Source organism: Cellulomonas sp. C5510, from assembly GCF_019797765.1.
Classification (GTDB): domain Bacteria; phylum Actinomycetota; class Actinomycetes; order Actinomycetales; family Cellulomonadaceae; genus Cellulomonas.
Genome location: NZ_CP081862.1, coordinates 177,550 through 198,579, shown reverse-complemented (window position 1 = coordinate 198,579; position 21,030 = coordinate 177,550). Strand labels below are relative to the sequence as shown.

Genomic DNA, 21,030 nt, shown 5'->3' with positions numbered 1-21,030 from the left:
CGCGCGGTGGCGGCAGCCGGGCGCGGGACCTACCGTCGAGGCGGCATCCTTCGAGCACACAGGAGACGACGTGGCGCAGCACGGCGACGGTCCCCGCGGGCCGGTGGACGCGGGGCTCGAGGCGTCGCGCCCCCCGGACCACTTCGCGCCGGTCCGGTCGTGGTCGCTCGACTCGGCCACGGACCTGTCCCGGGTGCGTCGCGAGCTGCTGTCCGAGGTCACCACCCGGAACGCCGCACCGCAGCGCTCGCTGGGCCGTGTGCCCGAGAACATGGTGCTCGTCGCCTCCGAGCTGGCCACGAACGCGCTCGAGCACGGCCTGCCGCCCACCGTCCTGTCGCTGCTGACCGACGGCGCGGACTACCTGCTGGACGTGTGCGACGCGGACCTGCACTCGGTGCCGGTGCTCGCGGGCGAGCGTCCGGTGGGCGCCGGCGGTTTCGGGCTGCTGATCGCGCGCCGGCTGTCGCAGTCCGTCGGGTGGTACACCACCGACTCCTCCAAGCACGTGTGGGCGGTCTTCCCCGCCCAGGGCTGAGACCGGGCAGCGCGCGCCCGGGTCAGCGCCCGTTCGCGCGCGCGTCCACCGCCGGCGCCCGAGACGGCCGGGGACCCGCTGTGGGACCCGAACCGCCACGCCCGCGCCCAGGTGCTCCCGTTCGACGCCGACGGCCGGCCCGCGTGGGGGGTGCCGGTGCCGGACACCCGGCCCGTCCCCGCGTCGGCCGTCATGCTGCGCCCCGACGGCACGCCTCCCGCCGACGCCTGACACCCGGACCGGGGCGGCCCGCCGACCTGCGACGGACCGACCCCGGCGCGGTCACTCCCGGCGCAGGCGGCGGGACACCACCAGCAGCGCGCCGAGCAGCAGCGCGCCCAGCCCGCCCAGCAGCAGCCACCCGGCGTCCGACCCGGTGCGGGCCAGCTCGCTCGCAGGCGCGGCGCTCACCGCGGAGTCGCTCGCGGGCGGCAGGCCCGTGCCGTGCGGGTCGTCCGGCTGGACGACCACCGTGTTGCCCACCGTGGTGCCGGGCGTGGTCACGTCCGTCACCACCAGGACGGTGGCGGTCTCACCCGCCGCGAGCGGGCCGTCGTGACGGCAGGTCACGACCTGGCCCTCGACGGTGCACGTGAAGCCGTCGCCCGTCGCGGAGACGTACCGCAGACCGGCCTCGAGCTCGTCGCTCACCGTGAACCCGTCCCGCACGTCCCGGGTGCCGGCGGACAGCACCGTCACCTCCCAGGTGATGCGGCCAGCCGACCGGTCGGCGACCGCCTTGCGGACCGCGAGCTGCCTCTCGTCCGCGGGCACGAACCCGAAGTCGAGCGTCAGGTCCTCCTGGCCGCCGGTCAGGGCGGACGAGTCCGCCGTCCACGTCGAGGAGTCGCGCGCCCGGTCGGACCCGGCCCCCTCGAGCGTCGGCGCGTACCGCCGCAGCGCGTCCGCGGACGCCACCCGGTCGACCGTCACCCGGTACCGCCCGGGCAGCAGGTCCTCGAACACGTACCGCCCGTCCGCGTCGGTGGTCACCGGCCGCACGGGCCGGCCGAACGCGTCCAGCACGTCGGCCCCGTCCGGGCCGGTCAGCCGCAGCACCACCCCCGGGATGCCGGGCTCGCCCGGGTCCTGCACGCCGTCGCCGTCGGTGTCGACCCAGACGAGGTCCCCGACCCGGACGGTGCGCTCGACGAGGCCCGCGTCCACGGTCGGGTCGACGTAGTCGGCCGTGAGCCCGTCGGCGGGGACCACCGGCCGCACACGCGGTGCGTCCGCGCCGAGCCGGACCACCTGCGTCCAGCCGTCGGCGCCCGCGTCCGAGTCGTCGGCCGCGTCCCCCACGAGCGACCGCGTGAAGGCGTACCGCGCGGCGGTGGCGTCGTCCAGCACGAACCGCACCCGGTACTCCCCGGCCGGCAGCAGGTCGACGTGCCAGCGGCCGTCCGGGCCGGTGACGGTCGTCGCGACCGGGTCGTCCGACCCGACCGGGACCACCTGGACGGCCACGCCCGGGACCCCGGGCTCGTCCGCGCCCTGCCGGCCGTCGCGGTCCCGGTCCACCCACACGAGGTCGCCGAGCGCGTAGGTGCGGTCGACGGCGACGCCGGCCCGGTTGGGCTCGAGCGTCTCGTGCACCAGGCCGGTCGCGGCGATGCTCGCCGTGCTGACCACCATCGTGTTCCACGCGGGCGCGTCCACGTCGGCGGCGGCCCGGTCGTAGCCGGTCGCGGACCGGGTGCGGAACGTCACCGTGACGGTCTCGCCGGGCTGGAGCGGCTGCGCGGCCAGGTCGACGTCCACCCGCAGCCCGCGCACCGCACCGAGGTCGTCGACCTCGTCGGCGGGCGTCCAGACGTCGGCGGCGCACCCGTCGCCGGCGGGGTCGGCGGAACGAGGGTCACCCGTGAACCGGCACGTGCGCCCGTCGAGCAGGTACGACACCGCGGTGGTCCCGGCGGCGGGGACGCCGTCCACCTGGAGGTCACCCAGGTACTCCGTCGCCCAGACGCTGCCGCGGGACGACCCGCTCTGCGAGCGCGACGTCCCCGTGTCACCGGCGTGCGGCAGCACGTCCACCAGCGAGATCGCGGCCGTGGGCAGGTTGCCGGTGTTGGTCACCCGCATCCGCCACGTCTCCGTCCCGCCGGGCGCCGTCCGCACCAGGCAGGGGTTGCGGTAGAACCCGCCGTCGTCCACGCACTCGCCGCCGACGGTGCTCACGACGCCCGTGGGCTGCCCGCCGGGGGCGACGTCCTCCGCCACGTCCTTGACGCGCAGGTAGGTGGCCATCGCGACGACCTCGACGGTGGCGGTCGCCTCCCGCCGCAGGTCGTCCGCCGCGGTGAGCACGAACCCGTTGGTGAGCGTCGTGCCCGCGGCGACGCCCGGCCGGACGGCGAGCGGCACGGTCACGAGCACGCGCTCCCCCGGCAGCAGGCGGGTGCCGGGCGGGAACGTGACGCGCAGCTCCGTGCCGTCGACCGTCACCGTCGGCGTGGCGGACGCGGCGGCCGCGGTCGCGGGCGTGACCTGCACGCTCGTGGAGCCGTACGCCCGCTCGTCGTGCACAAGCAGGGCCCCGTCGGCGTCGGCCGGCAGCACGTCCGTCAGCACCGGGTCGACCAGCGGGGCGGTGCCCGTGCTGGTGGCGGTCAGCGTGAACGGGATGACCGCGCCCGGGCCGGTGGTCGTGGTGACCGGCGACTTGGTGACGGTCGCGTCCGGGGTGCCGTCGGTGACGGTGTACGGCGCGGTGACCGGGTCCAGCACCACCGGCGACGGCGTGTGCTCGCTCCGGACGGAGCCCGTGAGCACGTTCGTCACCGTGCCCGCCGGGACCTCCGCGCCGGTGCTGCGCAGGGTGCTGCGGGGCGCGAGCGTCACGAGCGCGGTCGGCCCCTCGAACCCACCCACGACGCGGTTGGCGAACCACCGGCCCTCGGGGGCGGTGAACGTGACGCGGATGCCGGTCACCGCCGACGGGTCCACGCCGTCCGGCAGGTCACCCGCGCCCGCGGGGAGCGCCGGGGAGGCCGCGGCGGACCCTGCGGCCAGCTCCGACGTGACCGCGGGCGTCCACGCGCCGTCCACCCGGTACTCGACCGCGGCGGTGTAGCCCGGCCCGTCGGCGGCGGTCACCCCGGACAGCGCCTCCAGCCCCACCAGGTCCACCGCGTCCCAGAACTCCGGCGTGGTGTCCTCGAGCACGTACTGCCACGGGCGGCTGACCGCGGCGTCGCTGGTGCGCCGGGCGCTCAGCGCGAGGCGGACCGTGCGGTCCTCGGCGGCGTACCGGGACACCGTCCCGGGGTTCACCGACTTGGCGAGCGCGCCGTCGAGCGGCTGCAGCGCCTCCGGGTACAGCACGGTGTCGGCGCGCGCGGCGTCGTCCGGCGTGCCCGCGCCGAGGTCGCCGCGCAGCGTGTTGACGACTGTCGTGGAGGCCGGACCGTCCGCGGTGCCGAGCACCGGGGCGCCGGACCGCGTGACCGCCCGCAGCTCGGTGTCCGCGACGACGGTGAGCACCGCGCCGTCCGGCAGCGTGCCGTCCGCGCGCGCCTCCACCTGCGCCACGTCCGCGAGGTCGGCGCGGGTCAGCGCCGCGACCGCGGCGGTCGACGTGAGCGTGCGCAGCGCGGTGCCGTCGACGGCACGCAGCACCACGGTGAGGTCCTGCGTGCCGGTGGGGGCGGTGACCGTCAGCCGCGTCACGTCCACCAGGTCGAACGCGTTGGCGGGGCTCTGCGGGTCCGGGTCGACCAGGCGCAGCGTCCCGACGGGGATGCCGGTGACGTTCTGCACCCGCATGGTGAGGCGGTTGGCCGGCCGGTCGCCGTCCTCGGCGGTCGCGTTGCCGACGGGGACGAGCGCCGCGGCGTCGCGCCACTGCTTGCTCGCGTCGACGCGGCGGATGTCCAGGGGTGTCTCGCCCGGACCGGGCGTGGTGCTCGCGACGTCGCCCGAGGAGCCGGTCAGCCCCTCGCCGACGCCGGTGCCCTCGCCCGTCGTCGAGGCGCTGTTGGTCAGGACGGTCCCCGCGGCCTGCTCCTCGGTCAGCGCCATCACCAGCGTGACGACGGGGCGGAAGCTGCCGGTGGTCGGCAGGGACGCGCCGGCCGCCAGCGGGGTGTACACGACCCGCACGCCGTCGGCGCCCGCGGGCACCGCCAGGTCGAGCAGCGCGGCGGCGTCGGACGTCGGACCGGCCAGCGAGGTCCAGGCGCCGCCGACGCGCACGAGGACCTCGGCCTGCGAGCCGCCCGGGACCGCGACGGACCCGAGGCGGTCGAGCGCGGCGACGCCCCACAGCGTGGACCCGGCGGTGCCGTCCGCGACGTCCTCGACCACGAGGCGCCCGACAGGCACCGTCGTGTCGGCGGAGATGCCGCCGGTCAGCCGGGCGACGAGCTCCTGGCCCACGGCACCCGTGACCTGCTCGCCGCCGACCGCCTGCGTCAGCGTCTTCGCGGTCGTGGTGACGACGCGGCGCGGCACGACCGTGAGCGTCGCCGTCGCGGTGCGCTCCGCCGCGACCGTGCCGTCGGAGGCCGTGCCGCCCACGGCCACCTGGTTCGGGAAGCCGCGGGTGGTGTCCCAGCCGGCATCCGTGGCGACGAGCAGCGGCAGCACCGCCCGCGCCCCGGGCGGCATGGTGCCGCGGTACTCGACCTGCACGCCGGTGACCGTGGCGCCGGCCGGCACCTGCGGCCAGCCGACCGTGCCGGCCGAGCCGCCCGCCGGGGCGGCGACCGTCGTGGTGAGCGGCAGGCCGGGGCCCGTGCCCGTGAACGTCACCTCGGCCTCGACGGCGCCCTCCGGCCAGTCGGTGCCGGCGCCGGCCCCGGTGCCGTCGGCGCCCAGGCCGAGCAGCTCGAGCCTGCCGTCGGCCGCGGTCCCGAACGGGTCGGTGCCGGTCGCGGGCTCGCGCACGGTCAGCGTCGCCAGCGTCGTGTTCGAGGAGTTGGCGGCGCTGAGCGCGACGACGGCGTCGGCACCGGCGACGACCTGCGCCTGCGCGCGGCCCTCGACGGTCTTGCCGGCCGTGACCTCGACGGTCACCGGGTTGAGCTGCACCTGCGCGGAGGCGGTGCCGGAGGCGTCGCCGGACGCGGTCGCGACCGTGCCCGCGGCCGTGTTGGGGACCTGCGTCACGGCGTCGCGGTCCGCGGTGCCGTTCTGGCCGACCCGCAGCGTGACCGCCCCCGACGCCCCGGGCGGGAGGGAGCCGGACGCCTCGCCGTCACCGGTGAAGCGCAGGACGACGCCCGTGACGGCGGCGAGGTCCACCGCGCCGGTGTCGACCGGGGTCCCGGGTGCGAACGGCCCGACCGTCGTGCTGCCCTCTGCGGTCACCAGCTCGACCGTCAGGCCTGTGGCACCGTCCGGGGCGGTCCAGTCGCCGAAGCCGCGCAGGTCGAGGGGCGTCCCCGGCCCGAACGCCGCCGGGGTCCCGGCCGCGGGGTCGGTCAGCGTGAGGGCCGTCGCCGCGATCGGCGACCGGTTCTCGACGCCGAGGACGAGCGCGAGGTCGGCCTCGTCGCCGGCCACCTGGTCGGACGGCGTCCAACGCTTGGTCACGCCCACCGCGGGGTCCACCGGCACGACGATCGTCACGGTCGCGTCGTCGGACGCCGGGTCCGCGTTGGTGGCCACCACGTCGGCGGTGTTCACCACGGCAGCGCCGTCCCACGACAGGTCCGTGCCGACGGGCAGCGTGGTCTGCACGAGCACCGACAGGCTCTGACCCGCGGCGACGCCCCGCGCGCCGGGCCGGCCCGCGTCGGTCTCACGGAACGCGACGCGCACCTGGTTGCCGTCGACGGCCACGTCGGCGGAACCCGTGCGCTGGCCCTGGACGGAGACCCCACCCGGCTCGACGACGAAGGGCGCGGGCACCGCGTCCGTCAGCACGGCGTCGACGCACATCGTGACGATGGACTCGCAGGTGACGTCGATCGTCCAGGTCACCCGGTCGCCCGGGTGCGCCTCGGTGGGGACGACCGACTTCACGACGCTCAGCGCCGCCCGCGGATCGTCGGCCGCCGCCCGCGCGCCCGTCGCCACGGCCGCCGCCGGAGCCCCGGCCCCGGCGGCGACGAGCGCGAGCACGGCCGTCAGCCCCAGCGCCCACGCACGGGACCACCCGCGCGACCACCGCCCTGCACGCCCCGCACGTCCTGCATCCCGCCTGTACTCCACGTCAGTCCCTCGTCCGCTCGCAGCTGGTCCGGGCCGGCAAGGCCCTCCTGCTGTGCAGGACTGCGGCGCGCGTCCGTCATGACGCGAGTTCTGCTGTCCAGTTCGCCGGGTTCGTCCCTTCGGGTGAATCGGACAAACCGGATTCCTGAAACGTCCGGGACCTCTGGTTGGGTGGCGGGACCGCCTGAGCCCACCGGCGGTTCCCCCAGGAGGCGATGGACGTCGTGCTGCCCGCGACGGAGAGTTCCGACACCGAGCTCGCGCAGCGTGTGCGCGACGGCGACGCCGAGGCGTACGGCGAGCTCTGGCGACGGCACGCCGACGCGGGTCGCGCAGCCGCGCGCCGCATCACCGACCGGTTCGACCCCGACGACGTGGTGGCCGAGGCGTTCGCGCGGATCCTCGAGGCGCTCGGCGCCGGCCGCGGCCCCGACGGGGCGTTCCGGCCCTACCTGTACGCGACCATCCGCAACGTCGCCATGTCCTGGGCCGCCCGCGCGGGCGCGACGACCAGCCTCGACGGGGTCGACGGGCCGGTGGACGAACCGCCCGTCGCCCAGCGCCTCGCCGACGAGGCCCTGCTCGCCCGCGCCTACGCGTCGCTGCCCCCGGAGTGGGCCGAGGTGCTCTGGTACACCGAGCTCGAGGAGCTGACGCCGGCCGAGGTCGCACCGCTGATCGGCCTGCAGCCGAACGCCGCGGCAGCCCTGGCCTACCGCGCCCGGGAGGGGCTGCGGCGCGCCTGGCTGCAGGCCCACGTGACCCGGCTGCCCGAGCGCGCCGACTGCCGCTGGGTGGCCGAGCGCGTCGGCGACCACCACCGCGGGGCGCTGTCCCCGCGCGCCCGCCGGCGGTTCGACCAGCACCTCGAGACCTGCGACGACTGCCCGGTGCTGGTGGCCGAGGTCGGCACGGAGGCGGAGATCCTGCTCCGGGCGCGGCTGCGGGCGCTGCTCTGGCCGCTGCCGGCCACCGCCGTCGCCGTCCCCGGCGCGCCGTTCGCGGGCGGCACCACCGGCACCCCCGCGCGCGCCCCGCGCCGGCCCCGCCTGTCACGACGGACGCTCACCGCCGCGGCCACGGCCGCCGCTGCGGTGCTCGCGCTCGCGGCCGGGGCCCTCGGTCTGGCGCGCCTCGGGGTCACCGGTGACGGGTCCGGGCCGCGGGCGGCGGACGTCACGGCGCCCCAGCCGCCCGCCAGCGACCCGCTGCCGCCGGGCCCGGTCACCGCGGTGGAGGACGCCGTGGGGGACGACGTGGAGCCGCTCCCGCCGGGGGACGGCACCACACCGCCCCGCAGCCCCGCCCCGGAGGACGACGGCACGCGGGCCGCAGCGGCGGCGGCCCCCCCGACCGTCCCGGCGGCGCCGCCCGCGCCTGCGGCGCCGGTGGGACCCGGCACGCCGGTCGGGCCCGAGACCCCCGTCGACCCGGAGACCCCCGTCGACCCCGAGGTCCCCGTCGACCCCGAGGTGCCCGTCGACCCCGAGGTGCCCGTCGACCCCGAGGTCCCCGTCGACCCCGAGGTCCCTGTCGACCCCGAGGGCCCCGCCGCCCCGACCGTCGTCGACGTGCTCGCCGAGGCCCCGTACCTCCCCGCGCTCTCGGGCACCGCGGACCCCGGCGCGGCGGTCGAGCTGCGGACGGCCGACGGCACCGTCCTGGGCACGACCACGGCCGACGAGGCCGGGTCGTGGCGGGCGGCGGTGCAGGCGGACGTGGACGCCGGTACCGCGATCACGCTGCTCGTCGTGCAGCGGGTGGCCGGCATCGAGTCCCCGGTCGCCGGCCCGTTCGGCCCCTACACGGCGGAGGTGCCGGAGCTGCTGTCACCGGCCGACGGGGCGGTCGTCGTTCCGGTCGCGCTGGACGGGGACGGCGTGGCGGACGACCTCGAGGTCCGGTTCGACGGCACCTCCGGGCTGCGCGTCGAGGCCTCCGTCGACGGCGTGCGTACCGGCCGGACGCACCTGCTGGCGGACGCCCCGCTCGTGCGGACCGTGCACGGGCTGGCTCCGGGGGCCCACACGTTCGCCGTCCGCTACACCGACCCCGACCGCGGACTGGTCGGGGCCTGGTCCCGGGTCGCGTTCACGGTCCCCGTGACCGGGTGAAACGCCCTGTGGCCTGCGGTTCCCCGAGGGCGGGGCGCGGTACCGTCCTCGCACAGCCGCCCGTGACCGAGGAGCCCCGCGTGCCCGTCGCCCGTCGTCGTCGACCCCCGACCCCCGTGCGTGCCGCGCTCACCGCCGCGCTCGTGCTGGCCGCCGGGCTGCTCACCGCCGGGCCCGCCGCGGCGGTCCCGTACGCCGTGACCGGCGCGCCGACGCTGCCCGGCAACGCGTGGCTGGGGCAGCCGCTGACCGTGTCGCTCGCGGGCGTGACCGTCAACCCGGCGCCGGTCACCACGGCGGTCGACTGGTACTGGTCCGACGGCACGCAGCTCGCGGACGACCGCACCGACCTGGAGTACGTGCCGACGGAGGCCGACCTCGGCAAGTCGCTGTACGCCGCGGTGTGGTTCGGCGACGGGACCAGCGAGACGCACGTCGTCGGCACGAACATGACCGGCGCGGTCGCGACCCCCGGCTTCGACGCCACGCCGTCGTACGCCGTCACCGGCACGGGCCTGGTCGGGCAGCCCCTGACGCTCACCCCGACCGGCGCGTGGTCGCCGGCGGCGGAGACGCTGACGTACGTGTGGCACCGCTACCCCGTCGACGCCGTCGTCGCGTCGGGCACCGGCAGCACGTTCGCCACGTACACCCCCGACGCCGACGACGTCGGCTCGACGCTCTACGTCGTCGTCACCGCGACGGCGACGGGACGGGTGACGAACACGCAGACCTCCACCGCGAGCACCACGGTGCACCTCGGGTCGTTCGACGGCGTCGGCCGGCCGACGGTGTCCGGCACGGGGCTCGTCGGCGACCCGTTCACCGCGTCCTTCGACACCACGGGCGTGACGCCGGCACCGGACTCCGTGGGCTACCAGTGGTACCGCACCGACGGCACCGCCGTGCCCGGCGCGACCTCGGCGACGTTCACGCCCGGCGTCGACCTCCTCGGCGAGCCGCTGTACGTGCAGGCCGTGCTCCGCGCCGCCGGCCACCACGACTACCGGACGCTCGGCTCGGACTACACGCGCACGGTGTCGCTGCGCTCCTTCACCCCGGGCGCCGCACCGCAGCTCGTGGGCCGGCACGTGCTCACCGGCTCGCTCACCGCCACGCTGGACACGGCCGCCTGGTCCCCGCAGCCCGAGTCGCTGACGTACCAGTGGTTCACGTCCGACGGCACGCCGGTGGCCGGCGCCACCGGGGCGACGCTGCTGCCCACGCGCGACCTCGTCGGCGAGAGCGTCTACGTCGTCGTCACCGCGCACGCGACCGGGTACCAGCCGTACGTGATCGCCTCCGCCCCGTCCGGCCGCATCGCCGCCCCGACCATCGCGGCCTCCTCCGGCAGCGCCTCCGTCGGCGACTCCGTGACGGTCGAGGTCTGGGGGCTGCTGCCGGACACGGAGTACACGCTCGAGCTGCACTCCACGCCGGTGTACCTGGCGACCGCTCGCACGTCCGGGGAGGGCGTCCTGCGCGCGACCGTCGACCTGCCCGCGGGGACACCCGCCGGCGACCACCGCATCGTCGTGCTGCTGGACGGTGTCGCCGTCGCGTCGGTGCCGGTCGCCGTCGTGGCCCCGGAGTCCCCGGCCGCCACGGCACCGACCGTGACCCGCCCGGCCGCGCTGGCCACGACCGGCGCCGACGACGCGGGCGGCCTGCTCGCCCTGGCGGTGCTGGCCCTCGTGGCCGGGGTCGCGGCCGTCACCGGGCGCCAGGTGGCGGCGCGGCGCACGCCGGCGGTCGCGCGCGTCACCCCGACCCGCCGGTAGCGCGGCGCCGGCCCGCCGTCAGCCCTCCGCGGCGAGCGGCAGCCGGCGCACGCACGCGAACCGGCGCGCCGTCCCGTCGACCGGGTCGGTGAACGCCACCTCCGCCGCGAGCAGCTGGAGCGGCCGGGAGAAGTCGTCGACCGGAACGTCCAGCACCTCGGGGTACAGGGGGTCGCCCACGATCGGGATGCCGAGCCCGAGCAGGTGCATCCGGAGCTGGTGCGTGCGTCCGGTGCGCGGCGTCAGCCGGTACACGCCCCGCCCGTCCACCTCGGACTCGAGCTCGACCAGCGTCTCGGCGTTCGGCGGCGCCCCGGGCACGACCTCCGCCTGCCACCGGCCGCGCTCCTTGCGCAGGTGGTCGCGCACCACGACGGGCAGGGCGAGGTCCGGCCGCACGGGCGCCAGCGCGCGGTAGGTCTTGGCGACGGCACGGTGCTCGAACAGCGTCTGATACGCGCCGCGCCACCGCCGCTCGGTGCTGAGCAGCAGCAGGCCGGACGTGACGCGGTCCAGCCGGTGCAACGGCGACAGCTCCGGCAGCCCGAGCTCCTCGCGCAGCCGGACCACCACGCTCTGGCGCACGTGCCGACCCCGGGGGATCGACGACAGGAACGGCGGCTTGTCGACCACCACCAGGCGCTCGTCCCGGTGGACGACGTGGACCGCGCCCGGCACCGGCGGCTCGTCGCGCAGCTCGCGGTGGAACCACACGAAGCGGTGCGGCGCGTACGGGTCGTCCGCGCGCACCGGCCGGCCGTCCTCGCCCACGAACGCCCCCGCGGCCAGCATCCCGGGCACGTCGACGTGCTCGGGCAGGCGGTCGCCGAGCCAGGCGCCCATCGTCGGCCACGGGTCCACCCGGTCCCGCGCGCGGTCCGGCGTGCGGACCCACGCGGCGCCCAGGCCGTGGCGCGGGGGCAGGGGCGAGCGCGGCGGCACCCGGTGATGGTACGAGCCCGCCGGCCGCGCGGGGTGCTCAGAACTCCTGGAGCTCCAGCAGGTTGTCCGTCCACGCGCCGTCCGCCCACGTCCGCAGGTGCGCGGCCCCGAAGGCCGGGTGCACGGTCGTGACGCGCACCGAGGAGGGGCCCTGCCCGACGTAGGCGTGGCCGCCCTCGGTGTCGATCCACTTCACGACCGCGGCGCGGGGGCTCACGCCGTGGTCGTTGTCCTCCAGGCTGGTCCACTGCACATCGGTGATGTGCTCGTGGTCCCGGACCCCGTCGGACAGGCGGATGTGGGTGATGCGGATGCTCATGGCGCGTTCTCCTCGACCACCGGCTGGGGCGCGACGCTGCGCCCTGGCCCAGCGTCCCGCCGCCCGCACGGCACCCGGAAGGGACTTCAGTCCGTGGCCGACGGTCCCCGGACGAGCCGCACGGTCGTGCAGTACGTCCGGCTCTCCCCCGGCCGGAGCACCAGCAGCTCCCCGTCCGCCTCCGCCTGCGCCCGCCCGCCGTCGCGGGAGGTCGAGGGTTCCACCCCGAGCACGTTCACCCCCGCGCTCGGGTCCCGCCACAGCACGAGCAGCGGCCACGCGTCCGTGTCCTGCTCGACCTCGACGACCTGACCGGTCGGGGCCGTGACCGTGACGGTCGCGGTCGGGCCGGGGTGCGGGCGGCAGTAGAGCACGCGCTCGGGCGCGGCACCGGGCGCGACGTCGAGCCGCCACGGGAACGGTCGGGCGGCCACGCCGGGCCGGTCACGTTCCGCGAACGGGTCCGCGGTCGCCGTCACGACCGTGCCCGGCCCCACGACCGGGTAACCCAGGTTGAGGTGGTGCCGGAACATGTGCCCCGCGTCCACGAAGGCGTCGTTCGTGACGACGTCCTCGACCCGGAGCTCCGGCGTCGCGGTGCTGAGCACGATCCGGCGCCGGAGCCGGAGCGTCGGCTGCCCCAGGGCGGCCTCGACGACGTCCCCGGTGATCTCCACCGCCGGCCCGTCCGCGCCGTCGACCAACGCCCACCTCACGTTCTCCGCGGGGACGTGGCCGATGCGGCCGTGCAGGCCGTGGTGGACACCGCCGACCGTACCGGCGGCGCCGGTGGAGGCGAGCCCGCACGTGGTGAGCAGCCCACCGCCGAACGTGCGCGTCCAGCCCGCACCGAGCGGCTCGTGGCGTCCGGAGACCACGGGGCCGCGCGCCGACCGCCAGGCCAGGGGGATCCCGAGGGCATCCGCCCATCCGAGGTCCAGCGCCCGGTCGAGCAGCACCTCGACCGAGATGCCGCCCGGGTTCCGGACGACGAGCACCGGGGCGCCCCGGCCGGGACCCTCGTCGCGGACGAGCCGATCGACCTGCACGAGCTGGTCCGGCGCTCCCACGAGGCGCCGGACGTCGTCCGCCGCACGGACGGAGTCCGCGCCGAACCCCATCAGCCCGCGCCCCGCACCTCGGCGGCGGACGCCCGTCGGGCACCGACCGCGATCGCCGCCACGAGCACCGTCCCCGTGAGGACGTACTGCCAGTAGGAGGCGACCCCGAGCAGGTTCAGGGCATTGGCGAGCACCGCGAACAGCAGCGCTCCGGTCACGGTCCCGGTCGTCGTGGCGCGCCCGCCACGCAGCGCGGTGCCGCCGACGACCACGGCGGCGATCACGTCCATCTCGAAGCCCATGGCCATGTTGCCCTCGGCCGACGAGAGCCGGCCGGTCATGAACACCCCGGCCAGCGCGAAGCACGCCCCGGCCAGCGCGAACACCGCCACCTTCGTCCGGTTGACCGGCAGCCCAGCCAGCACGGCTGCACGCTCGTTGGAGCCGAAGGCCCGCAGCGTCCGGCCGACGTACGTCCGCTGCAGCACGAGGAACGTGACGACGGCCAGTCCCACGAACACGAGGAAGGGCACCGGCAACCAGCCGACCGTCCCCGTCGTGGCCGCCCGGTAGTTCGCCGACGTGACCGGGACGACCTTCCCGGAGGTCCAGATGAACGCCGCTCCGAGGAACAGGTACAGCGTGCCGAGCGTCGCGATGAACGGCGGGATGCGCACGTACGTCACGAGCAGCCCGTTGACCGTCCCGAGAACCGCCCCGATGACGAGCGCGAGCAGCACGGCCGCGCCGATCGTGGTGTGCGGCAGCACGGTCGCCACGGCGATGGACGCCACGGCGATCACCCCGCCGACCGACAGGTCCAGCAGACCGGCGGCGATGAGCAGCGTCATCCCGCACGCGGCGAGGCCGACGAAGGAGGCCTGGAACAGGATGTTCGACAGGTTCCCGGTCCCCCAGAACGACGGTCGGGCGGCACCCACGGCGATGCAGAGCACCACCAGGACGCCCACGAGGTACTGCCGTGCGGCGAGCTGGCGCAGCATCTGGCCGAAGGGCGGCCGGTCCTCCGTCCGGCGGTCGGCGGCGGGGCGCTCCGCCGAGGACGGCGCTGCGGTCTCGGTGCTGGTCACGAGTGGCTCCCTTCCAGCATGCGACGGACGGCGGCACGCTGCGCCCCGTCGATGCTCAGCGCGAAGACCAGGAGGGCTCCGAGCGCGACGTACTGGTAGAAGGACGGGACGTTGAGCAGGTTGAGGCCGGAGTTGATCATCGACAGCAGCAGCGCGGCGACGAACGTGCCGACGATGCGGGGACGACCGCCCGCCATGCTGGTCCCGCCGAGGACGACGATCGCGATCGCCTGCAGCTCGAGCCCGGACGAGACCGAGCCGTTGACGACCCCGAGCTGGCTCGCCAGCAGCACACCGCCGACGCCGGCCGACGCCCCCGCGGCGACGTAGGCGAGCAGCAGCACCCGCGGGACGCCGATCCCCGAGTCGATCGCCGCCTCGGGGCTGCCCCCGACCGCGACCACGTGCTTGCCGAAGCGCATCCGGTCGAGCACGAACCAGGAGCCCGCGCCCAGCACGAGCGCGAGGAGGAACGGGACCGGGACACCGAGCACCGACGCCGTGGCGACGGACTTGAAACCCCCGGACGCGATCATGATCGGCGCTCCGCCGGTGAACAGGAGCACCAGACCCCGGAACACGCTCATCGTGGACAGCGTGGCGATGAAGCCGGGCACCCGGAGCCGGGTGACCAGCATCCCGTTGACGAGGCCGAGCGCCGCACCCACGGCGACGCCGACGACTGCTCCGACGAGCGGCCCGGCCCCGTTCACGGCCCATGCGGCGACGCACGCCGCCAGGGCCTGGGCGGACCCGACCGACAGGTCGATGCCGCGGACCGCGATGACGAGCGTCATCCCGTACCCGACGATGGCGAGGATGGCGGCGTTCACCAGCACGTTGGTGACGTTCGAGCCGGAGAGGAAGTTCGGGACCACGGCGACGCCGGCGACCAGGACCAGGGCGAACGGGATGAGGACCCCGGCGTTCTGCAGCACGCTGCGGCGCCGCTCGGCGCGACGGGCCCGCTCGGCGGACCGGACGCGCTCGTCGGCGACCAGGTCCTGCGCCGTGGGTGCTGCGGTGGTGACGAGGTCAGGCATGAGTGGCCTCCTGGGCGGTCTGTCCGACGGACGCCCCGACGATGTTGTCCTCCGTCACGTCCCCTCCGGTGAGTTCGGCGATCTGCCGCCCGGCGAAGTAGACGGCGCAGCGGTCCGCGATCGCTGCGAGCTCGGGTGCGTCGGAGCTCGACACGACGACGGCCACGCCCCCGTCGGCGAGCTGCTTGATCAGCTGGTAGATGTCGACCTTCGCGCCGACGTCGACACCGCGGGTCGGTTCGTTGAGCAGGAGCACCGAGCACCCGGAGAGCAGGGCACGGCCCAGCAGGACCTTCTGCTGGTTGCCCCCGGACAGGTTGCCGATGAGCTGGCGACCGTGGGGGACCCGGATCCTCATGTCCTCCCGCAGACGGGCGAACGCCGCGCGCTCGTCCGCCGGGACGGGCAGCAACCGGCGGAGCAGCGGGAGCCCCGACCGGTCCCGGGAGACCATGGCGTTCTCGGTGACGTCGAGGTGCGGCAGGATCCCCTCCCCCTTGCGGTCCTCGCTGAGCATGAACACGCCGCTCGCCATCGCCTCGCGCGGCGTGCGCAGCCGGGCCCGACGGCCGTCGACGTGGACCGTCCCTCCGACCGCGGGCAGATCGCCGAACAGGGCGCGGGTGAGCTCCGTGCGGCCGGAGCCGACGAGACCGGCCAGCCCGACGATCTCGCCCGCGCGGACGGTCAGGTCGAACGGCTCGGCGACACCCGGGACACGCAGCCCGGTGACCTCCAGCCGGGGCCGTCCGGCCGAGGCGGCGGTGCCGGAGCGCTCGAACGTCTGCGGGGCCCGGCCGAGCATGTGCTCCACGAGCCGCGGCTCGTCGAGCTCCGCCGTCGGCGCGTGCGCGACCAGGGCGCCGTCGCGCAGCACCGCGACGTCGTCGCAGATCGCGAAGATCTCGTCGAGGTGGTGGGACACGTAGACGACGGCCTTGCCCCGCGACGCGATGCGGCGCACGATCTCGTGCAGGCGCACGATCTCCGCACCGTTCAGGGCCGCGGTCGGCTCGTCCATGATGAGGACGTCGAACTCACGCGACAGGGCTCGCGCGATCTCCACCATCTGGCGGTCGCCGACGGTCAAGGACGCCACCGGACGGTCCGGGTCGAGGTCGAGACCGAGGTCGTCGAGCAGGGCCGCGGTGCGGCGGCGGGTGCCGGCCCTGTCGACCACACCACCCGTGCCGATCTCGTGGCCGAGGAACACGTTGTCTGCGACGGAGAGCTGCGGCACCTGCCGGAACTCCTGGCTGACGACGCTGATCCCGGCAGCCTGCGAGTCAGCCGACCCGCGGAACGTGCGTGCCGTCCCGTGCACCAGCACCGATCCGCTGACCGGCTGCTCGATGCCGCCGAGCAGCCGGATCAGCGTGCTCTTGCCGGCACCGTTCTCCCCGACGAGACCCAGGACCTGCCCGGCCTCCAGGTCGAGCGACACGCCCTTGAGCGCTCGTACGCCCGGGTACTCCTGAACCACGTCCACGACCTGCACCACGGCAGCCATCGACGCCCCTCCTGACGTTGCGGGCGGGGGCGGGGCCGCGACGCCCCGCCCCCGCCGGTGGTCACTTCTGCGCGTCGCGCGACTCGCGGAACGCCGCGAGCGTGTCCGCGGTGACGATCTCCACGGGGAAGTAGACGGTACGAGCCTCCGCGTCGTCGAAGCCGGGGTCCTCGCCGTCCAGGAGGGCGAGGACGGTCTCCACCGCCTTGATGCCCTGGCCGTACGGGTCCTGCGCCACGGTCGCGCTCATCAGGCCCTGGTCGATGAGGTCCAGGGCGCCGTCCGCACCGTCGAAGCCGATGAGGTAGAACCCGTCCTGCACGGACTTGCCCGCCGTCTCCATGGCCCGCTGGGCGCCGATCGCGGAGTCGTCGTTCGCGGCGTAGATGACCTCGAGATCCGGGTTCGCCGACAGCATGTCCTGCGCAGCGGCGAACCCGCCGTCGACCGTGTCCTGGCCGTCCAGGCTCGCGACGATCTCGAAGTCGTCGTTCCCCGCGAGGGTGTCGGTGAACCCGGCGACGCGCTCTTCGCCGACCACAGACCCGGCGTGGAGCTCGATCACACCGACCTTGTGCGGACCGGGCTGGTCGCCGAGCTCGTCGATCACGTACTGGGCGGCGATCTCGCCGCCGTTGTAGTTGTTGGACAGGATGTAGCCGTCGTAGTCGCCGGCGGTGCCGATGTCCGCGATCACGACCGGGATCTTGGCGTCGTGCGCCGCGTCGATCGTGGACGGCAGGGCGGACGGCTGCACCGGCGTGACGATCAGGCCGGAGATCCCCTGGTTGATCAGGTCGAGAGACCCGGAGACCTGCTGCTGCTGGTCGGACTTCTGGTCGACGACGACCACGTCGACGCCCGCGGCCTCGGCGCCGGCCTCGACGCCGGCGGAGTACGACTGCCAGTAGGGGTTCTGGAGGTCGTAGACGGAGTAGCCGAGAGTCAGCGGGTCCTTGGCCTCGAACTCGGTGGCGCCGCCGGCGGTCGAGCCGGATCCGCCGGCGGCGGGCTCGTCGGCGCCGCTGGCGCAGGCCGACAGCAGGAGGGTCGCGGTGGCGGTCAGCGCGATCGCACGCGAGAGGTGTCGCACAGGGTGTCTCCTTTGACTGTGCCGGCCGTGCCGGCGGGGGCGGTGCGGGATGGGTCGGGCTTCGCCGTTCAGGCGATGGAGGTCGCGAGTCGGCCGGAGTTGGCCGCGTCCGCGACGAACGTGTTGTCGTGCAGGCCGCGCCACTGCGGCAGGGGGACGGCCTTGTCGTGCGCGTGCTCGGTCGGCTCGTGGCTGTAGGTCGAGACCTCGCGCACCACCAGCGGCACCGGCGAGTCGGCCGGGCAGCGGAAGGCGTGCAGGTGCTTGCGGTGCATGACGAACTTCGGGTCACCGGCACGCAGGCGGACGTAGCTCGTCAGACCGGCGTAGGAGTCCTCGCGACCCGCCGGGAGGGCGACGCCCTCCGGCCACGGGGACCCGTCGGGCATCGGGCTGAACGACAGCGGCTCCTCGTCACCCACGGCCACCGGCTCGGGGCCGTAGAAGACCTCCATGTCACCGAGGACGACCTCGTACGACTCGGTCTTGCGCTGGTGGAAGTGCGGCGGGCAGAACTTGCCCGGGTGCACGATCATCAGCTTGTCGCACAGGCCGGAGTACTCCGCGTACGGGGCCCCGGACACGGGGAGCCCGTCCACCGCCGGCTCGTTGAGGGACTCGAAGATCACCATGACCTCGTACGGCTCGCGGGACCACAGGCCGTTCTCGAACGCCTCGTACTGGTCGTCCCCGAAGACGATCCCCGCACTGTCGTTCACCATCTCCGCGCTGATCGGGTACCGCAGGGCTCGGGCGAGGCTCGCCGCCTCGCTGAGCCACTCGTCGTACTCACGGCGGGACACGGCCGTCCGGGTCACGGTTTCCTCCATTGGATCGCGCGCCGCCACCCGACCGGGTGGGCGCTCATGAACCGGTTCATCATGAACCGGTTCACACTCTGCACGGTGCCGGGCGCCGGTGTCAATCCCGGCAGGTCACGGTTCGGTGACGGCACCCGCGCCGACGCGACGACCCCCGTCGGCTGGACCGCTCGAGGCGCGCACCACGAGGTTCGCCTCGAACTCGACGTGCTCCCCCGGGGTCCTCTCCCCGGCGCGCAGCAGGAGGCCCGCTGCTGCCAGGCCCATGGCGTAGGACGGCTGCCGCACGGTGGTGAGCGGAGGGTTCAGCGCGGGCGCGAAGTCGGCGTCGTCGTACCCGACGAGGGCGACGTCCCCCGGCACGCGGATGCCACGCTCCTGCATGGCGAGCAGCGCACCGAGCGCGAGCATGTCGTTCACGCACATCACCGCGGTGACGAGCCCCTCGTCGAGCAGCGGGGCGACGGCCGCGGCCCCCTCGGCCACGGTCAGGTCACGCACCTCGACGTCGACGAGCACGTCCTCCGGCTCCAGGCCGACGTCACGCAGCGCCTGGGCCGCTCCCTCCCGGCGCTCCGCGCACCACGACACGGAGGCCGGTCCGTTGACCAGCGCGATACGGCGGTGGCCGCCGGCGATGAGGTGCGCCATCGCCAGCCTCGCACCTCGCACGTTGTCGAGGCTCACCCAGGCCCCGCCCGAGCCCTGCCCCTGACGCTCCAGGGTGACGACGCCGAACCGCCGCCGCTCGAACGCCGCCCAGTCCGACGCGCGGTCGACGATCGGGGCGATCACCAGCCCGTCGACGCCCTGGCTCTCCAGACCGAGGAGCACGTGCCGCTGCCGGTCCGGGTCCTGGTGCGTCGACGCCACGACCATGGTCAGGCCTGCTGCTTCCACGCCCTCCTCGACGCCGCGCAGCACCGCCGCCCAGAACGGGTTGCCCACGTCCGGCACGACGACGCCGATGAGCTCCGACCGCCGGCTGCGCAGCTGTCCCGCAGCGCGGGAGGGCACGAAGTCGAGCTCGCGCATGGTCTGCTCGACCCGCTCGCGGATGTCGGCGCCCACGCGGTCCGGGTTGTTCAGCACGTTCGAGACCGTGCCCAGGGACACCCCCGCGCGCGCCGCGACGTCCCGCACCCCGACGGAACGTCCGGTGCGGTCTCGTCCTGCGCCCTTCGGCACACGTACCCCTGTTCGTCCGGGCGACCGTCGTCGTCGCCACTCGTGCCCCCGTGACCAGCGGGTCGACCCAGCAGGTCCGGCACGGATGTTACATCGCGAGCCGGCACGGTCCCCGACAGGCGGCCCGTCGCACGGCCACGGGGGACGTCCGGACGCCCCGGGCACACGCGTGCCCGGGGCCCGTCACGGGGGACCCCGGGCACGCGCCGCGCCGCGTCCGGCGCGGGTCGGTGACCGCCGTGCCTCAGCGCGGCTCGCGCAGCGGTGCCGGCGGCAGCGGCTCGCGGGCGCCGCCCGGCGTGTCCTGGTACCAGTACGCCGTCGTGCAGACGTCGTCCGCCCGCTCGAACAGGCGGCCGCCGCGGTCGCCGATCTGCTGCAGCGTGACGCGCAGCCCGGTCGCGAACCGGATCGGGTCGGGCAGGTGCCAGCGGTACATGCCGTGGCTCGGCGGCATCGTCGTGTCGTACGGCGAGTGCGCCGTGCCGTCCTCGACGATCCGCTGGTGGTAGCCGAGGTACGCCGAGCTGAAGGTCTGCGCGCGCGGCACGGGGACCGCGCCGAGGTGGTCCTGGAACGCCCACGCGCCGCCGACGTAGTCCTCGACGCCGGTGCCGCAGATGGTCGGCAGGTCGGTGTCGTCGTCGACGAAGAACTTCATCTCGCCCTCGCCCCACCAGAACCGCTCCAGGGCGGTGACGCCGATGTAGGTGCCGACGTACGCGCCGCGGCCGGTCACCCCGTCGAGCACGACGTGGTCGGTGCCCCGCGGCGCGGCGGGGTCGGAGCGGCGCCACGCGGCGTGCAGGTAGCCGACGTCGTCGCCCAGGTCGTCGTCCAGCGAGTACGACACCTCGTAGAACACGTAGGGGATGTCCCCGGCGTGCTGGTTGACGAGCTCGATGCGCGCCCGCCGCCGGAAGGGCATCGGGAGGTAGCAGTTGAACCCGCCGTTCGGCGCGACGACCACGGCCTCGGACGTCATGACGGACGCGGTGGCGAACCCGCTGCAGAAGAAGTCCCCGAACGGCACCTCGACCGCCGGCTCCTCCGCGTCGTCCCACGTCATGCGGAGCACGAGGTCCCGCAGCACGTACGGCCCGGCCTCCGTGTCGCGCGGCAGCGTGAACCACAGGTGGCGGATGACGCCGGGCCCCTCGATGTCCGCGATGGTCAGCGCCTCGCCGGCCGGCACCGGCACGCACGGCCGGCCCTTGCGCCCCGGGCCGAGCGCCGACGCGGCCGACCCGCCGGCACCGGCGGCGCCCGTGGGGTTCTCGGCGCTCAGCGAGCGGGTCCGGGTCCCGTCGAGGACGGCGTAGGCGGGCGTGGCGAGCGGCACGGTGGAGCTCCTGGGGATCGGGGTCGGG

14 protein-coding genes are annotated in these 21,030 nt (G+C 75.4%); 3 read left to right on the top strand and 11 right to left on the bottom strand.

The window, feature by feature from the left end:
- The first annotated feature begins 70 nt into the window (after positions 1-70).
- Positions 71-538 carry an ATP-binding protein gene (locus K5O09_RS00840; protein WP_222171023.1) on the top strand — a complete coding sequence of 156 codons (468 nt, stop codon included), beginning with the start codon at positions 71-73 and terminating at the stop codon, positions 536-538.
- Positions 539-820: 282 nt separating this feature from the next.
- Here K5O09_RS00840 and K5O09_RS00835 read toward each other — a convergent pair whose 3' ends face one another.
- Positions 821-6,607 (bottom strand): SdrD B-like domain-containing protein, encoded by a 5,787-nt coding sequence (locus K5O09_RS00835; RefSeq protein ID WP_222171022.1) that lies wholly within the window; start codon positions 6,605-6,607, stop codon positions 821-823.
- Positions 6,608-6,912: 305 nt separating this feature from the next.
- Here K5O09_RS00835 and K5O09_RS00830 point away from each other — a divergent pair, with 305 nt between their 5' ends.
- Positions 6,913-8,811, top strand: coding sequence for a sigma-70 family RNA polymerase sigma factor (locus K5O09_RS00830; protein ID WP_222171021.1), 1,899 nt, complete (start codon positions 6,913-6,915; stop codon positions 8,809-8,811).
- An 80-nt stretch (positions 8,812-8,891) separates the two neighbouring features.
- Positions 8,892-10,592, top strand: a complete 1,701-nt coding sequence (locus K5O09_RS00825; RefSeq protein WP_222171020.1) for a hypothetical protein — start codon at positions 8,892-8,894, stop codon at positions 10,590-10,592.
- Between the two features lie 18 nt (positions 10,593-10,610).
- Here K5O09_RS00825 and K5O09_RS00820 read toward each other — a convergent pair whose 3' ends face one another.
- From K5O09_RS00820 to K5O09_RS00775, 10 genes are all read right to left on the bottom strand, one after another.
- Positions 10,611-11,534, bottom strand: a complete 924-nt coding sequence (locus tag K5O09_RS00820; protein WP_222171019.1) for a pseudouridine synthase — start codon at positions 11,532-11,534, stop codon at positions 10,611-10,613.
- Between the two features lie 37 nt (positions 11,535-11,571).
- Positions 11,572-11,853 (bottom strand): DUF3892 domain-containing protein, encoded by a 282-nt coding sequence (locus K5O09_RS00815; protein WP_222171018.1) that lies wholly within the window; start codon positions 11,851-11,853, stop codon positions 11,572-11,574.
- An 86-nt stretch (positions 11,854-11,939) separates the two neighbouring features.
- The gene (locus K5O09_RS00810) at positions 11,940-12,974 is read right to left on the bottom strand and encodes a DUF4432 family protein (protein WP_222171017.1); all 1,035 of its coding nucleotides are present in this window, start codon (positions 12,972-12,974) and stop codon (positions 11,940-11,942) included.
- Positions 12,974-14,005: an ABC transporter permease gene (locus tag K5O09_RS00805; protein WP_222171016.1), complete on the bottom strand. Its 1,032-nt coding sequence runs from the start codon at positions 14,003-14,005 to the stop codon at positions 12,974-12,976. The genes K5O09_RS00810 and K5O09_RS00805 overlap by 1 nt, the downstream gene beginning before the upstream one ends.
- Positions 14,002-15,048, bottom strand: a complete 1,047-nt coding sequence (locus tag K5O09_RS00800) for an ABC transporter permease (RefSeq protein WP_222171015.1) — start codon at positions 15,046-15,048, stop codon at positions 14,002-14,004. Before K5O09_RS00800 ends, K5O09_RS00805 begins: the two co-directional genes overlap by 4 nt.
- Positions 15,041-16,558 carry a sugar ABC transporter ATP-binding protein gene (locus tag K5O09_RS00795; RefSeq protein ID WP_222171014.1) on the bottom strand — a complete coding sequence of 506 codons (1,518 nt, stop codon included), beginning with the start codon at positions 16,556-16,558 and terminating at the stop codon, positions 15,041-15,043. Before K5O09_RS00795 ends, K5O09_RS00800 begins: the two co-directional genes overlap by 8 nt.
- A 61-nt stretch (positions 16,559-16,619) precedes the next feature.
- Entirely contained in the window at positions 16,620-17,651 is a 1,032-nt protein-coding gene (locus K5O09_RS00790; protein WP_222171013.1) for a substrate-binding domain-containing protein, read from the bottom strand.
- Positions 17,652-17,719: 68 nt separating this feature from the next.
- The gene (locus K5O09_RS00785) at positions 17,720-18,469 is read right to left on the bottom strand and encodes a hypothetical protein (protein WP_222171012.1); all 750 of its coding nucleotides are present in this window, start codon (positions 18,467-18,469) and stop codon (positions 17,720-17,722) included.
- 117 nt (positions 18,470-18,586) lie between these two features.
- Positions 18,587-19,615, bottom strand: coding sequence for a LacI family DNA-binding transcriptional regulator (locus tag K5O09_RS00780; protein ID WP_222171011.1), 1,029 nt, complete (start codon positions 19,613-19,615; stop codon positions 18,587-18,589).
- Positions 19,616-19,904: 289 nt separating this feature from the next.
- Positions 19,905-21,002, bottom strand: a complete 1,098-nt coding sequence (locus K5O09_RS00775) for a glycoside hydrolase family 172 protein (RefSeq protein ID WP_222171010.1) — start codon at positions 21,000-21,002, stop codon at positions 19,905-19,907.
- Positions 21,003-21,030 lie beyond the last annotated feature (28 nt).